The organism is Bacillus sp. JNUCC-22, from assembly GCF_018861275.1.
Taxonomy (GTDB): Bacteria; Bacillota; Bacilli; order Bacillales; family Bacillaceae; genus Bacillus; species Bacillus velezensis.
In genome coordinates this window covers 2785022-2799848 of sequence record NZ_CP076408.1, presented here as the reverse complement: position 1 = coordinate 2799848, position 14827 = coordinate 2785022, and the positions used below count along the sequence as shown (strand labels likewise).

Below are 14827 nucleotides of genomic sequence, written 5' to 3'. Positions count from 1 at the left end.
CTGAATACATAAAACACCCTGACAGATTAAGAGAACAACAAGGGGGCTCATTATGGAGTTAGTCATCGGATTATTGGTTATACTGCTCGCGCTCTTTGCGGCGGGCTACTTTTTCAGGAAAAAAATTTATACGGAAATTGACCGGCTGGAGTCATGGAAGATTGAAATTTTAAACCGTTCGATAGTGGAAGAAATGTCCAAGATCAAACATCTGAAAATGACCGGAGAGACGGAAGAGTTCTTTGAAAGATGGCGCGAAGAGTGGGATGAAATTGTCACAGCCCATCTGCCGAAAGTAGAAGAGCTCCTTTATGATGCCGAAGAGAACGCCGACAAATACCGGTTTAAAAAAGCGAATCAGGTGCTTGTCCACATCGACGACCTTCTCACTGCAGCCGAATCAAATATAGAAGGCATACTGCGTGAGATCAGCGACCTTGTGACGAGCGAGGAAAAAAGCCGCGGAGAGATTGAACAGGTGCGTGAGCGGTATTCAAAAGCGCGGAAAAACCTTCTGGCGTACAGCCATCTCTACGGAGAGCTTTATAACAGCCTGGAGACGGATCTCGACGAAATCTGGAGCGGCATAAAAGAGTTCGAAGAAGAGACGGAAAGCGGCAATTACATCAAAGCGAGAAAAGTGCTGCTTGAACAGGACCGCAGACTGGATCAGCTTCAGACATACATAGATGACGTTCCGAAACTGCTTGCGGACTGTAAACAGACCGTGCCGAACCAAATTGCCAAGCTGAAAGACGGCTACCGGGAAATGACGGAAAAAGGCTACAAATTGGAGCATATTCAAATCGAAAAAGAGCTGGATACACTCACAAATCAATTGAAACGGGCCGAAAACGCGCTTTTGGAAGAATTGGATGTCGACGAAGCGTCCGCCATTCTTCAGCTGATTGATGAAACCATTCAATCGATGTATGACCAGCTGGAAGGCGAAGTGGAAGCCGGACAGTCCGTATTAAGCAAAATGCCTGAGCTGATCATCGCGTATGAGAAGCTTGAGGAAGAAAAAGACCGCACAAAAACCGAAACGGAGCTCGTCAAGGAAAGCTATCAGCTGACGGCGGGTGAAATCGGCAGACAGCATGCCTTCGAAAAACAGCTGGAAACGATCGGCCGGCTCCTTGAGCAGGCGAGAGAAAAGCTTGATGGTGAGCATGTCGCTTACTCTCTATTGATTGAAGAAGTCGAGGCCATCGAAAAGCAGATGGAAGAGGCTCAGAAAGAACATGCCGAATACCGTGAAAATCTGCAGGCGCTCAGAAAAGAAGAACTGCAGGCGCGGGAAACGCTGATGCATCTTCGGAAAACCATTTCTGACACGGCCCGAATGCTGCAAAAAAGCAACGTGCCGGGAATTCCTGAACAAGTCAAGGACAAGCTCGAAACGGCAAATCATCATATAGAAGAAACCGTCAGCCAATTGGAAGTGCTGCCGCTGAACATGGAGGAAGCCGCCAAACATCTGGCTGAAGCCGAAAAGGCGGTTGAGGAAGTCAGCGAAGAGGCGGAAGATCTTGTGATTCAGGTGAAGCTGATTGAGCGGATCATCCAGTACGGCAACCGCTTCCGAAGCCAGAATCATATTTTATCCGAACAGCTGAAAGAAGCGGAACGGCTGTTTTACGCTTACAGCTATAATGAAGCTTATGAGATGGCGGCAGATGCTGTTGAAAAAGCAGCTCCCGGCGCCGTGAAAAAAATTAAAGCTGATCAATCTGCTTCATAGACGCACAAGCAAAAACTGCACCCTGATGGAAATCAGAGGTGCAGTTTTTTAGTTTCTCACGGAATATAAAAAGCGCCTGCGGCTGATCTACATCAAACCGCAGGCGCTGAATGTTACGATTTTGCTTTATTTAATTCGATGGGCGGGCTGGTAAAAAACGTGATAATGCAGCCGATGATCGCTCCGGCAATGCCCGGAAGCACCCAGCCGATTCCCATGCTGTAAAGCGGAAGATTTGCGTTTAAGAATGAATCTAATGATCCGAGCGGAATGCCTGCTGCCTTCAAACCGTCCAAGATACTGAACAGCCCCGTTCCGATCAGGCAGGCGATATAGACTTCCCGTCTTTCCTTAAAGATTTTATCAATAAAGGAAAGGACGATAATGACAATTGCCAGCGGGTAAATGGCTGATAAAATAGGAACTGAAAATGCAATAATCTCAGCAAGTCCGAAGTTTGAAATCGCCAGACTGAACAGCGTGACAATCGTAACCACCATTTTGTATGATAAAGCGGGAATCAATTTTGAAAAATATTCGCCGCAAGATGTGACAAGCCCGATGCTTGTCGTTAAACACGCAACGGTGATGGCAGAGCCGAGAACGATGTTTCCCAGTGAACCGAACAGGTAATCTGATGAAGCTGATAAAATCTTTGCGCCTTCGCCGATCGGACCTACAGCGTCCGTGCTTGTCGCTCCCAAATAGGCCAAAGATAAATAAATGAATGTCAAACCTGCCGCTGCAATCAGACCCGCTTTAATACAAGCGGCGGCGAGCGCTTTACGCTGGGTGACGCCCCTGCTTTTAACAGCGTTGACGACAACGACGCCGAAGACGATTGAGGCGAGCGCGTCCATTGTTTTATAGCCTTCCAAAAATCCTTTGAACACCGGCGTTCCGGAATATGCCTGATGTACGGCGCCCAGCCCGCCCATCGGAGTGGCAATGGCTTTTACAACGATGATTAAAATAATACCGAATTTAATAGGAGTCAAAATCTTTCCGACTCTGTCCACGATTTTGGAAGGATTAAGAGCTAAATAATACGTAATAGAAAAAAAGATCAACGTGAAAACAAATAAAGATAATCTTTCCGGAATGCCGCTTAAAAACGGAACTGCACCGATTTCATATGAAACGGTTCCGGTTCTCGGAATCGCGAAAAGCGGCCCGATTGATAAATAAAGCACAACGGTGAAAATAGTCCCGAATACCGGATGAGCTTTATCGGCAAGCCCTTTTGCGTCTTTGCCCGTTAATGCGATGGCGATAATACCCAAAAGCGGCAGACCTACGCCGGTCAGTAAGAAACCGCCCATCGCTTTCCAGACATTATGCCCCGCCGCTTGCCCGAGCTCCGGCGGATATATCATATTTCCTGCCCCGAAAAAAAGTGCGAAAAGCATGAAACCGATAATAACGGTATCTTTGACAGGTAGTGAGTGTTTCATAAAAATCCTCCTAAATACTATGTTGAAATATTCCGTCAATTAATTGTCAGATAATATAACAAAACGAACATTACTTATTATATGGCAATGTACAGAGAAGTCAATACTCGATTTATTGCGAATTTATATTTACTTTTGTTATGGTAGCATAAATATCATACGATGTACCGTTTTCATTAAAGGAGTAAAAAAAATGATATATTTAGACAACAGCTCAACGACCGAGCCGTATGAAGAGGTTTTGGAAGTGTATAAACAGACGAGCAGCCGTTATTTCGGCAACCCTTCGTCTCTGCACCAGTTAGGAACTGAGACGGAACAGCTCCTTGAAGCGGCCGCTCAGCAAATAAAAAAAACCTTGCGTTTAAAAAATTATGATATTGTATTTACATCAGGCGCGACTGAAGCGAATAACGCGGCGTTAAAGGGAGCAGCCTGGGCAAACATGAGTAAAGGAAGACATATCATTGCTTCGGCGATTGAGCATCCTTCTGTGACGGAGACGCTTGATCAGCTGACAGAGCTGTTCGGCTTTGAAGTCACATATCTTCCGGCCGATCAAAACGGCTTCGTTTCTTTGAAAGACGTCAAATTGGCTGTCAGGCCGGATACGATAATCGTCAGCGTCATGCATGTCAATAACGAAGTCGGCTCCATTCAGCCTGTAAAGGAAATCGGCGGGTTTTTGAAGCAGCACCGGAATATTCTGTTTCATGTTGATCATGTGCAGGGCATTCATAAAGTTCCTCTGTCTATAGAAGAAGCGGGCATTGACCTTTGCACCGTTTCAGGGCATAAGTTTCACGGCTTAAAAGGGACCGGAGCGCTTATCGTCAAAAAAGGAACGCGGCTCATTCCGCTTATCACGGGCGGCTCGCAGCAAAAAGGCGTCCGCGCCGGAACGGAACACACGGCAGGCGCCGTTTCCCTTGCGAAAGCGATCAATCTTTCCGCGCGTGACATGAACGAGCGGCTTTCTTCCGTGGAGGCTGCCAAGAATGCGCTCATGGAAAGGCTGAGCGGGACGGACGGGGTCGTCATCAACACCCCCGCCGAAAACAGCGCGCCGCATATCATTAATTTTTCCGTTCCGGGCGTGAAGGCGGAAGTGCTGCTGCACATGCTTGAGGAAAAAGGAATATATGTCTCCACAACCGCGGCATGTTCGGCAAGAGAGCACAAACCGAGCCGTGTTCTTCTTCAAATGAATAAAGGCGAACAGATTGCATCAAGCAGCATAAGAGTCAGCCTGAATTTCAGCCATACAGCTGACATCACGGAGCCGTTTATGGCCGCGCTGGCGCCGGCTGTTCAAAAACTAAAAAAAATGATGAGGTAGCATATGAATTACGATCATATTTTAATCCGTTTTGGTGAAATATCCACAAAAGGAAAAAACAGACGCAGTTTTATTGAAAGATTAAAACAGAATATCCGCCTGGTATTAAAGGATTATAAAAAAGTAAAATACTTTTCAAACCGGGACCGGATGTCAATTACACTTAATGGAGAAAACCCGGAGGAAATTTGTTCCTTATTAAAGAATATATTCGGCATTCAAAGCTTTAGTCTCGCAATTAAATGCGAAAGCAAGCTGGAAGACATTAAAAAAACGGCTTTAGCCGCGATAGAAGGCGAATATAAACCGGGGAATACGTTTAAGGTCGAGACCAAACGGGCCTACAAACAGTTTGAATTAGATACGAATGCGATGAACGCTGAAATCGGCGGCCATATTTTGAAAAACACGGATGGATTAACCGTCGATGTGAAACATCCCGATATTCCGCTTCGGATTGAAATCAGGGAGGAAGCGACATTCCTGACCATTCGTAACGAAAAAGGCGCCGGAGGCCTTCCTGTCGGTTCCGCGGGTAAAGCGATGCTGATGCTTTCCGGCGGTTTTGACAGTCCGGTCGCCGGTTTTTACGCGATGAAACGGGGATTATCAGTTGAAGCGGTACATTTCTTCAGTCCGCCGTATACGAGTGAACGGGCAAAGCAGAAAGTCATGGATCTCGCGGGATGCCTTGCGAAGTTCGGCGGCAGTATGACACTTCATATCGTGCCGTTTACAAAGACGCAGGAACTCATCCAAAAACAAATCCCGGAGAACTATACGATGACGGCGACGCGGCGTCTTATGCTGCAAATCGCGGACAGAATCAGAGAAGAACGGAAAGCGCTCGCGATCATTACGGGAGAAAGCCTCGGGCAGGTAGCGAGCCAGACGCTTGAAAGCATGTATGCGATCAATGCGGTGACGGCAACGCCGGTTTTGCGCCCTTTAATCGGAATGGACAAAACAGAAATCATCGAGAAATCAAAAGAAATCGGCACTTATGAAACAAGCATTCAGCCGTTTGAGGACTGCTGCACCATCTTTACGCCGCCAAGTCCGAAGACACGTCCGAAAAAAGAAAAAATCGAGCACTTCGAAAGCTTCGTTGATTTTGAACCGCTGATTGCAGAGGCCGCTGCCGGCATCGAAACCATCACTGTTTACTCGGAGCAGGAAGCTCACGATAAGTTTGCCGGCCTGTTTTAAAACTGTATACAATTACCAAAGTTTTTTTGAATGAAGACATGTGTTTTATCACATTCTATACTCACAAGGAGGTGATACACATGTCACAACAATCAAACAGCGGAAACAGCAACCAGCTTTTAGTGCCAGGCGCTGCTCAAGCTATCGACCAAATGAAGTATGAAATCGCTTCTGAATTCGGTGTAAACCTTGGACCGGAAACAACTTCTCGCGCCAACGGTTCTGTCGGTGGAGAAATCACAAAACGTCTTGTCTCTTTTGCTCAGCAAAGCATGGGCGGAAGCAGCCAGCAGCAGTTTTAATCACAACTTCACATAATGGCTAAGAGAGCGGGGAATTCCCCGCTCTTTTTTCATGGGAATAGATAGAAGGCGGGAAGCAATTTATGCATATTTTTATTGTAATGGCCTATGTTTATGTATAATGGGGAAAGAAAGTGAGGAGTTGTTCGTGTTAAAACGAGAAGATTTAATCGCCCCAAAGAACTATAACCTTGTAAATGAAATCGAAAAGTTCAGCCGTTCCAAAGAGAAGAACGCGCTTATTTGGGAAGATCAAACAGGCGGCAAGAAAGTCTGGACGTATGAAAAATTGATGGAAGAAACGAATAAAATCGGAGCCCGTCTGAAAGGTCTCGGATTTGAAAAAGGCGATAAGCTGATTGTCATGGTTCCGAGAGTGCTTGAAGCGTATGCCGTTTATTTAGCGATCTTAAAAGCGGGGATGGTCGTCATTCCTTGCTCGGAAATGCTGCGCGCCAAAGACCTTGAATACCGGATCAAACACGCCGAAGTGAAAGGCGCTATCGTTTATCCTTCATTTATAAACGCGTTTGACGAGGTGAATACCGAACAGCTGGTGACATTGTCAATCGGTGAAAATGATGCCGGCTGGAAAAACCTCCTAACGATTGAAGCGGATGGAGACAGTTTTCAAACAGCTGATACAACAAGAGAAGACATGGCGTTTTTGTCCTATACTTCAGGCACGACCGGCCAGCCTAAAGGCGTTGTACATACACACGGCTGGGCCTTTGCCCATTTAAAAACATCAGCCGGTGCATGGCTGGATATTTCTGAAGACGATACAGTGTGGGCCACCGCGGCGCCCGGCTGGCAGAAATGGGTGTGGAGCCCGCTGCTCGCAATTCTGGGAAGCGGCGCGACAGGAGTCATTTATCACGGCAGATTCAACGCCAAGACGTATTTAGAGCTGCTGGAGCGCCATCAAGTAAATGTCTTCTGCTGTACCCCGACGGAATACCGCCTGATGGCAAAAGTGGAGGAGTTAGACAAATATGACCTTTCTGGCCTTCACAGCGCAGTTTCTGCGGGTGAGCCATTAAACCGGGAAGTCATTGACGTATTCCGAAAGCATTTCGGCATTAAAGTGAGAGACGGATACGGCCAAACGGAGAGCACCCTGTTAGTCGGCGTCCTGAAGGATATGGATATTAAGCCGGGAAGCATGGGCAAACCGACCCCTGGAAATCAAGTGGAGATTATAAACGATAAAGGCGAAATATGCGAAACTGGCGAAACGGGCGATATCGCCGTGCATTTGAGCACACCGGCCTTATTCAAGGAATATTATAAAGATCCCGAAAGAACGAAAAAGCAGATTCGCGGAGATTACTTTCTTACAGGAGACCGCGCGAAAAAAGATGAGGACGGCTACTTTTGGTTTGAGAGCCGCAATGATGACATCATCGTCAGCTCCGGATATACAATCGGGCCTTTTGAAGTAGAGGACGCGCTCGTGAAGCATCCGGAAGTGAAAGAATGTGCCGTCGTGGCGAGCCCGGATGAAATCAGAGGTTCAATCGTAAAAGCCTATGTCGTTTTACAAGACGATGAAAAGCGCAGTGATGAACTTGTCAAAGAACTGCAAAACCACGTAAAAACGATTACGGCGCCTTACAAATATCCGAGAGAAATTGAGTTTGTCGAAAGCCTGCCGAAAACGGCGTCCGCAAAAATCAGACGTGTGGAGCTGAGACAGCGTGAAGAACGGCTGAAGGCTGATAAAAAAGCATAATACAGGATAAAGGGTGAGCGGGGATGAAAGCGATTTGGCACGGCGGCACCATCTATACAATGCTGGACAAGAATCATGTCACTGAAGCCATTTATACCGAAGAAGGCGTCGTCAGGCAGACGGGCAGCTTCCGGGAGCTCCAAGGAACATACGGTTCGCCTGATACGGAGGAAATCGATTTACATGGGGCTGTCATGTTCCCGGGGTTTACGGACAGTCATATGCATTTAATCGGACACGGGGAAAAACAGCTTCGCCTCGATTTGTCGCAGCTGACGTCAAAAGAAGCGATACTGCGGGCCGCAAAAGAAGCAGAGCGTGAATTGGAAGATGGCGAATGGCTGATCGGCGAAGGCTGGGATGAAAATCTGTTTGAACAGCCGGATTACGTCACCAAGCATGACCTTGACCCGCTCTTTCCCGACCGCCCCGTCCTGCTGAAGCGGGTATGCCGGCACGCCGCGGCGGTTAATTCGGCCGCATTGCGCGCGGCGGGAATTACAAACGAAACACCTGATCCAAACGGCGGGATTATCGTCCGGGACGGCACCGGTCCGACAGGCCTCCTGCTGGATAAAGCCCAAGAGCTTGTGACACAGGCCCTGCCGCCCGTCTCACTTCACTATGTCAAACGCGCGCTTCAAACGGCGATTACGGACTGCTGGTCAAAAGGCCTGACCGGCGGGCATTCAGAAGACCTGGCATACTACGGAGACGCGTCCGTTCCCGTTGCCGCGTACGAGTCATTAACCGGCAGCGGCCTTTATCCTTTTCGCGCCCATCTGCTCGTACATCACGAAGCCGTCGACAGCTGGAGCGCTCTGGATAAATCGACCGGACCTTATCTGGAATACGGAGCGATGAAAATTTTTGCTGACGGCGCGCTCGGAGGCAGAACCGCTCTATTGAAAAAGCCTTATCATGATGATCCGTCAGTTTCCGGCGTTCAGGTGCATGATGACGAAATCCTTGCCGCTCTTGTTTATAAAGCGAGAGAGAAAGGGTTGGAGATCGCCGTGCACGCGATTGGCGACCTTGCATTTGAAAAGGTGCTGGATGTTATCGAAAGATACCCGGCAAAGCCCGGACAGCTAGATAGGCTCATTCATGCGCAAGTATTAGATGACGGATTGATTGAAAGAGCCGCCCGGCTGCCGATCGGACTTGATCTTCAGCCGCATTTTGTGGCCAGTGATTTTCCGTGGGTGATTGACAGGCTCGGAGAAGAGCGGATGAAAACGGCTTTCGCCTGGAAAACACTGCTGTCAAAAGGGCTGCTGTGCGCCGGAGGTTCAGATGCCCCGATTGAGCCGGTCGATCCGCTTCTGGGCATTCAATCGGCTGTGCTCCGTACGAGCAAGCAGCACCCGGAAGGTCCGGCCTATTATGAAAAAGAGTGTCTGACCGTGTACGAAGCCATTCAGCTTTACACGGAGGGAAGCGCGGCCATCATCCGTAAAGAACATAGCCGCGGACGGATCGCCCCCGGCTATGATGCCGACTTTACCGTACTCAGCGGTGATCCGTTCAGGACGGACCCGAAAAAGCTTCATGAATTGGAAGCTGTCAAAACCGTCGTCGGCGGCCGTATCGTATATGAAAAAGAGGACAGGCAGTGATGCCCGTCCTCTTTTTTTATGATAAAAATGATCGTTTTACTTTTTCCCAGAAAGAGTTGTCTTTCAGTTTCACCGTTTTGATTTTTTTATCGGATAGTCTAATCTCAACCTTTTTGACATTCCGCGTGCTGAGCGCTTCATTATCAAGCCCGATAATCGGATGCTCATTGCCGTCTTGCACCACCTGCAGTGTCAGCTTCCGGTCTGAGCTTAAAATAAACGGAGATCCGAGTGTACGGTATGTGTTGTTGTTCAACGACGCCAGTTCGGATACCTGCATGCAGGAAATCAAAGGATCAACAACGGCGCCTGAAACAGATTTATTGTAGGCAGTGCTGCCCGTCGGGGTGGAAATGATCATCCCGTCTCCTCTGAACGTCTCAAAATGAAGATCATCAATTAACACATCCATCACAAACGTTTTAATAATGCTTGAACGGATGGAAACCTCGTTTAAACAGTGAAAATGATTGCTGCCGTCCACCGTTACGTGAATGAGCGGGTATTTTCTGACCTCAAGCTGTTCCGCGGTCATGCTGGCCGCCATTTTTTCAGGTTCATCGCTGTGAAAATCACAGTACAAATGGGCTTTCCCTTTTTTAGCGATGCCGACATACAGGCAGTCATCACGGAATCCGGTTTTTCTGACGGCTTGCAGAAATGAGCCGTCGCTGCCGACGCTGGCGATAATTCCGGCATCCTCCGGTTGAGCCGCAACTGTAAAACCGTGCGATTCAGCAAGCTGCTTCAAAGAGCTGACTTGTTCTTTTGTTTCGTTGTTTTGTTTGTGAAAAAAATAAACATTGCGGCGAAGATCGGTCATATCCCCATTCCCCTTTGCTGTCATATTTACGTTTTTCTCCCAGCAGGTATTGTGTTAAAATACCTGTGGCAATAGTGTAACATGTTTCCTGTTTATCCGTTAAGGGAAAGCGCTTCATGAAAAAAATGAATCTTTTTTTACGGGGGAACGTACGAATATTGACAGAAAAGGAGGAGAACAAATGAATGCAAAAAGATGGATTGCGCTCGTCATCGCGCTCGGCATTTTCGGCGTATCAGTCATTGCAAGTGTGACCGTCGGGGTGCTGAAGAATATCGGGGATACAGGGTCTGACTTTGCATCACTGACAGATGACACAGAGGAAGTGACGCTGGATAAGGGCAGCCCCGGCAGTAAAATCGCCGTGCTTGAAGTGGACGGCACGATTGAGGATAACGGCGGGTCCGCTGGCCTGCTCAGCTCAGGCGGGTATGATCACAGATCATTTTTAAAACAGGTTGAGCGTGCGAAAGAAGACAAAAGCGTCAAAGGAATTGTGCTGAAAATCAATTCCCCCGGCGGAGGCGTGTACGAAAGCGCGGAAATACATAAAAAACTGGAAGAACTAAAGAAAGAAACGAAGAAACCGATTTATGTATCCATGGGCTCCATGGCGGCATCGGGAGGCTACTATATTTCAACGGCCGCCGATAAAATCTATGCTTCACCGGAAACGCTCACGGGTTCACTGGGCGTCATCATGGAAAGCGTCAATTATTCCAAGCTCGCCGATGAACTCGGCATCAAGTTTGAAACCATTAAAAGCGGCGCGCATAAAGACATCATGTCCCCGACCCGCGACATGACGAAGGAAGAAAGAAAGATCATGCAGACAATGGTCAACGATTCTTATGAAGGATTTGTCAATGTCATTTCAAAAGGCCGGCACATGTCAAAAGCGGATGTGAAAAAAATTGCCGACGGCCGTGTTTACGACGGCAGACAAGCGAAAAAAATCGGCCTCGTTGATGAGCTCGGTTTTTACGATGATACGATCAGCGCGATGAAAAAGGACCATAAAAATATGAAAAACGCTTCAGTCATCACATACGAGGAAGGATTCGGATTAGGCTCGCTCTTTTCCATGAGCGCAGCGAAAATGTTTAAAAGCGAAATTGATTTTCTGAATATGAAAGAACTCATTTCGCAATCCGGTTCGCCGCGGATGATGTATCTCTATGCAAAGTAGGGGGGAAGAAAGAATGGACGCGACTTACGAAGGCTTTCACGGCAAAGAAGAGGAAGCCGAACAACAGAGGGCGCCCGAGCAGGCATATGCGGGCTTTTGGATCAGGTTTTGGGCGTTTCTTCTTGATTGGCTGGTGGTCTGGGGACTTAACCATCTCATCGTTTCACCGATTTTCACGCTGATGAAGCTCCCGGCAACAAGCGGAATGTTTACAATCTCAGCTTATTCCGTCACAACCCTGATCGTCTACCTCGCCTATTTTGTGTTCATGACGAAATGGTTTCATCAGACACTCGGCAAGATGGTCTTCGGGTTAAAGGTCACTTCTTTGACGCCCGGAAAGCCGCTGACTTGGAGCACCGTCATTTTCAGAGAAGCGGTGGGGCGTTATATCGATAAAATCTGGATTCTCTATATCGTCATTGCGTTTACGCCCAAAAAGCAGGGCATTCATGATCTGATCGCCGACACAACGGTGATTCACGAAGCGCTGTACCGCAAATAAAAGCAGTAAACCCGGAATAAACGTCCGGGTTTATTTTTTTTGGTTTTGGCGATAATGCTGCTAAGGAAGTGAAGCTTATGGGATATGCCGCAGCAGCTGTTATTCTCATTCTCATTTTAGCCTGGCTGCTCATGAGGATGAAAATCCACCTGACTTTCGAATATCTTCACGATAAAGATAACGACAAACTGACGTTTAAAATCTCGGCCTTATACGGGCTGATCCGTATTAAAAAAACGCTGCCCGTCATTAAAGTAAACAGCGAAGACGCGTCAATTGATGTCAAACAGGACACAAAATCAGAAATGAAAGGTCAGAAAAAAGAGAAGAAAAAAATCACATATGAAGATGTCAAACAGAGCATTCACAGAATAGAAATGATTCTGCACCAAGTCTTTCAGATGCGCCAAATCGTCGCTTCATTTCTTGCGGGAGTCCGTGTTACGAAGTTCGAATGGGTGACGGTTATCGGAATAAAGGACGCCGCCGTTACTGGAATCGCCGCCGGCGGATTGTGGGCCGTAAAGGGAGGACTTACGGCGATGCTGTATGATCATCTGCGTTTCATACATAAACCGGTGTGCGAAGTCATTCCGTCTTTTCAAGTGCCTGCATCCAAGACGCATTTGCAGTGTATATTCTTTTTTCGTTTTGGACATCTTATAGGTGCAGCTTTCAAATTGCTCAAATACGGGCGGAACGGACTTTCTATCATACGAAAGAAACAGCCGGTTCCGGTTGCTTCAAAGAATGATTCATCAGTTTAAGGAGGAGCGCATATGGCAGACCATCCCATTCAAGGTTTAATGAAAACCGCTATGGAAAATTTAAAAGAAATGATTGACGTGAATACAATCATCGGCGATCCTGTTGAAACGCCTGACGGCAGCGTAATCTTAACGGTTTCAAAGGTCGGCTTCGGATTTGCGGCGGGCGGAAGCGAGTTTGGAGGAAAGCCGGCTGAAAAAAGAACCGATGATGATGAAAGAAAAGAGCAGAAGCTCCCGTTCGGCGGCGGAAGCGGCGGCGGAGTATCCATTACGCCGATTGCGTTTCTGATTGTCGGAACAAACGGCGTGCGCATGCTTCATTTAGACGAAAACACCCACCTGATTGATAAACTGTTAGACTCCGCGCCTCAAACGATTGAACGCATCCAGCATATGTTTAAAAAGAATGAAAAAGGCCGGAACCAAAAAAGAACGGATATCGATTTATAACAGAAAAGTTAACTGCCGCCCGCAGTTAGCTTTTTTTACGATGCGGCATAACCTTTGCAGTTTGCATAAAACTCGACTATGATAGAGCTATACATATAAAGGGAGGAATCAGAATGGCTGAAATTACATTTAAAGGCGGAGCCGTGACGCTGATCGGACAAGAAGTGAAACCGGGGGACCAAGCTCCTGACTTCACGGTTCTGACAAACGGATTAGAAGAGAAGACATTAGCAGATATGAAAGGGAAAGTAACGATCATATCCGTTATTCCTTCCATTGACACAGGCGTATGTGACGCGCAGACACGCCGCTTCAACGAAGAAGCCGCAAAACTCGGTGATGTGAACGTTTATACAATCAGCGCCGACCTTCCGTTTGCACAAGCGCGCTGGTGCGGAGCGAACGGAATTGATAAAGTGGAAACATTATCGGATCATAAAGAGATGTCATTTGGTGAAGCATTCGGTGTTCACATCAAAGAACTTCGTCTTTTGGCACGTTCCGTATTTGTCCTTGATCAGGACGGAAAAGTCGTTTACGCGGAATACGTAAGCGAAGCGACAAACCACCCGAATTATGAAAAGCCTATCGAAGCTGCAAAAGCGTTAATCAAGTAAAGAGAGAAAAAGAGCTCCGGGTGCTGCCGCGGAGCTCTTTTCATGGCAAGGAGGAAACAGCATGCAACACGACCATGTCGGTCAGATTTATGAACTTTTAGATGAAGCCGCCCAAGTGATAGCAGAAGGCCTTCAGATTTCTTATATTGAGGGGCTTGCGGAAGCGGGAGAAATGTATTTTCTTGAAAAGGCCGACCAGCTTCCGCTTCAGGAAAAGCAAACCGGCGAGCTTAACAGCCTGCTCGCGAAAGCAGACTTCAGAAAGTGGGAGCATGAATGGATCCGCAAGGCGTTCCAGCTCGCCATTTTAAAAGGGCTGAAAGATAAGTCCCATCCGAACAGACAGATGACGCCTGATACGATCGGCATTTTCATCAGTTACCTCGTGAATAAATTTACGGGCGGCCGAAAAGGCCTGACATTGCTGGACCCCGCCTGCGGCACCGGAAATCTTCTGCTGACCGCGGCAAACCAGCTTTCTGACAAAGCGGCAAAAAGCTTCGGCATTGAAATCGACGATGTCCTTCTGAAGATCGCTTATGCTCAGGCGAATCTGCAGGAAAAAGAAATGGAGCTGTTCTGCCAGGACAGTCTTCAGCCGTTATTTATCGAACCGGCCGATGCGGTCATCTGCGATTTGCCGGTCGGCTACTATCCGAATGACGAAGGCGCTGAAGCGTTTGAGCTGAAAGCGGATGAAGGCCACTCTTTCGCTCACCACTTATTTATTGAGCAGAGCGTCAAACATACAAAACCGGGCGGATACTTATTTTTTATGATTCCGAACCATCTGTTTGACAGCGCGCAAAGCGATAAACTGAAGCGGTTTTTTGCGGAAAAAGTGTATATCAACGCCCTTCTTCAGCTGCCGGCTACTATGTTTAAAGACGAAGCGCAGGCAAAGAGCATTTTAATCTTGCAGAAAAAAGGCGAAGACGCAAAGCCACCGAAACAAGCGCTTTTGGCGAATCTTCCTTCTTTTGCGAACCAGCAGGCGATGCGGGAGATGACGGCAAAATTGGATCAATGGATTCAAAAAGAAAAATAATGGCGAAAAAGCAGTGTGAGATG

14 protein-coding genes are annotated in these 14827 nt (G+C 47.5%); 12 read left to right on the top strand and 2 right to left on the bottom strand.

Annotated elements, in window-relative coordinates; all coding sequences use genetic code 11:
- The first annotated feature begins 52 nt into the window (after positions 1-52).
- Positions 53-1744, top strand: a complete 1692-nt coding sequence (ezrA, locus tag JNUCC22_RS13495) for a septation ring formation regulator EzrA (RefSeq protein WP_007613114.1) — start codon at positions 53-55, stop codon at positions 1742-1744.
- Positions 1745-1857: 113 nt separating this feature from the next.
- On the opposite strand, the gene brnQ is transcribed toward ezrA, so the two are convergent.
- Positions 1858-3198, bottom strand: coding sequence for a branched-chain amino acid transport system II carrier protein (brnQ, locus tag JNUCC22_RS13490; protein ID WP_216061798.1), 1341 nt, complete (start codon positions 3196-3198; stop codon positions 1858-1860).
- 193 nt (positions 3199-3391) lie between these two features.
- Here brnQ and JNUCC22_RS13485 point away from each other — a divergent pair, with 193 nt between their 5' ends.
- The 5 genes from JNUCC22_RS13485 (at position 3392) to JNUCC22_RS13465 (ending at position 9402) form a co-directional block, all read left to right on the top strand.
- Positions 3392-4537, top strand: coding sequence for a cysteine desulfurase family protein (locus JNUCC22_RS13485; protein WP_216061797.1), 1146 nt, complete (start codon positions 3392-3394; stop codon positions 4535-4537).
- 3 nt (positions 4538-4540) lie between these two features.
- A complete protein-coding gene (gene thiI, locus JNUCC22_RS13480; RefSeq protein ID WP_015418002.1) occupies positions 4541-5746 on the top strand; it encodes a tRNA uracil 4-sulfurtransferase ThiI in 1206 nt (401 codons plus the stop codon).
- An 80-nt stretch (positions 5747-5826) separates the two neighbouring features.
- Entirely contained in the window at positions 5827-6048 is a 222-nt protein-coding gene (locus JNUCC22_RS13475) for an alpha/beta-type small acid-soluble spore protein (protein ID WP_007408043.1), read from the top strand.
- A 148-nt stretch (positions 6049-6196) separates the two neighbouring features.
- Positions 6197-7783, top strand: a complete 1587-nt coding sequence (locus tag JNUCC22_RS13470) for an acyl-CoA synthetase MbcS (RefSeq protein WP_047936026.1) — start codon at positions 6197-6199, stop codon at positions 7781-7783.
- A gap of 23 nt (positions 7784-7806) precedes the next feature.
- The gene (locus JNUCC22_RS13465) at positions 7807-9402 is read left to right on the top strand and encodes an amidohydrolase (protein ID WP_216061796.1); all 1596 of its coding nucleotides are present in this window, start codon (positions 7807-7809) and stop codon (positions 9400-9402) included.
- A 16-nt stretch (positions 9403-9418) separates the two neighbouring features.
- Here the strand turns inward: JNUCC22_RS13465 and JNUCC22_RS13460 are convergent, their stop codons facing one another.
- On the bottom strand, positions 9419-10225 hold the full coding sequence (locus JNUCC22_RS13460) for an NAD kinase (protein WP_041482462.1): 807 nt from the start codon (positions 10223-10225) through the stop codon (positions 9419-9421).
- 181 nt (positions 10226-10406) lie between these two features.
- On the opposite strand from JNUCC22_RS13460, the gene sppA reads away from it, so the two are divergent.
- From sppA to JNUCC22_RS13430, 6 genes are all read left to right on the top strand, one after another.
- A complete protein-coding gene (gene sppA, locus JNUCC22_RS13455) occupies positions 10407-11414 on the top strand; it encodes a signal peptide peptidase SppA (protein WP_003152419.1) in 1008 nt (335 codons plus the stop codon).
- 13 nt (positions 11415-11427) lie between these two features.
- Positions 11428-11919 carry an RDD family protein gene (locus JNUCC22_RS13450; RefSeq protein WP_007408048.1) on the top strand — a complete coding sequence of 164 codons (492 nt, stop codon included), beginning with the start codon at positions 11428-11430 and terminating at the stop codon, positions 11917-11919.
- A gap of 77 nt (positions 11920-11996) precedes the next feature.
- Complete coding sequence (locus JNUCC22_RS13445; RefSeq protein WP_174737996.1) at positions 11997-12686, top strand: DUF2953 domain-containing protein; 690 nt, start codon at positions 11997-11999, stop codon at positions 12684-12686.
- Positions 12687-12698: 12 nt separating this feature from the next.
- Positions 12699-13139 (top strand): GerW family sporulation protein, encoded by a 441-nt coding sequence (gene ytfJ, locus JNUCC22_RS13440; protein ID WP_003152423.1) that lies wholly within the window; start codon positions 12699-12701, stop codon positions 13137-13139.
- 113 nt (positions 13140-13252) lie between these two features.
- A complete protein-coding gene (tpx, locus tag JNUCC22_RS13435; RefSeq protein ID WP_007613091.1) occupies positions 13253-13756 on the top strand; it encodes a thiol peroxidase in 504 nt (167 codons plus the stop codon).
- 61 nt (positions 13757-13817) lie between these two features.
- The gene (locus JNUCC22_RS13430) at positions 13818-14804 is read left to right on the top strand and encodes a class I SAM-dependent methyltransferase (RefSeq protein ID WP_007408051.1); all 987 of its coding nucleotides are present in this window, start codon (positions 13818-13820) and stop codon (positions 14802-14804) included.
- Positions 14805-14827: the final 23 nt, after the last annotated feature.

Coding starts and splice junctions, on each gene's coding strand:
- JNUCC22_RS13450 (WP_007408048.1), top strand. CDS start 11,428: ATGGACGCGACTTACGAAGGCTTTCACGGCAAAGAAGAGGAAGCCGAA.
- sppA (WP_003152419.1), top strand. CDS start 10,407: ATGAATGCAAAAAGATGGATTGCGCTCGTCATCGCGCTCGGCATTTTC.
- ezrA (WP_007613114.1), top strand. CDS start 53: ATGGAGTTAGTCATCGGATTATTGGTTATACTGCTCGCGCTCTTTGCG.
- thiI (WP_015418002.1), top strand. CDS start 4,541: ATGAATTACGATCATATTTTAATCCGTTTTGGTGAAATATCCACAAAA.
- brnQ (WP_216061798.1), bottom strand. CDS start 3,198: ATGAAACACTCACTACCTGTCAAAGATACCGTTATTATCGGTTTCATG.
- JNUCC22_RS13465 (WP_216061796.1), top strand. CDS start 7,807: ATGAAAGCGATTTGGCACGGCGGCACCATCTATACAATGCTGGACAAG.
- tpx (WP_007613091.1), top strand. CDS start 13,253: ATGGCTGAAATTACATTTAAAGGCGGAGCCGTGACGCTGATCGGACAA.
- JNUCC22_RS13485 (WP_216061797.1), top strand. CDS start 3,392: ATGATATATTTAGACAACAGCTCAACGACCGAGCCGTATGAAGAGGTT.
- JNUCC22_RS13430 (WP_007408051.1), top strand. CDS start 13,818: ATGCAACACGACCATGTCGGTCAGATTTATGAACTTTTAGATGAAGCC.
- JNUCC22_RS13475 (WP_007408043.1), top strand. CDS start 5,827: ATGTCACAACAATCAAACAGCGGAAACAGCAACCAGCTTTTAGTGCCA.
- JNUCC22_RS13460 (WP_041482462.1), bottom strand. CDS start 10,225: ATGACCGATCTTCGCCGCAATGTTTATTTTTTTCACAAACAAAACAAC.
- ytfJ (WP_003152423.1), top strand. CDS start 12,699: ATGGCAGACCATCCCATTCAAGGTTTAATGAAAACCGCTATGGAAAAT.
- JNUCC22_RS13445 (WP_174737996.1), top strand. CDS start 11,997: ATGGGATATGCCGCAGCAGCTGTTATTCTCATTCTCATTTTAGCCTGG.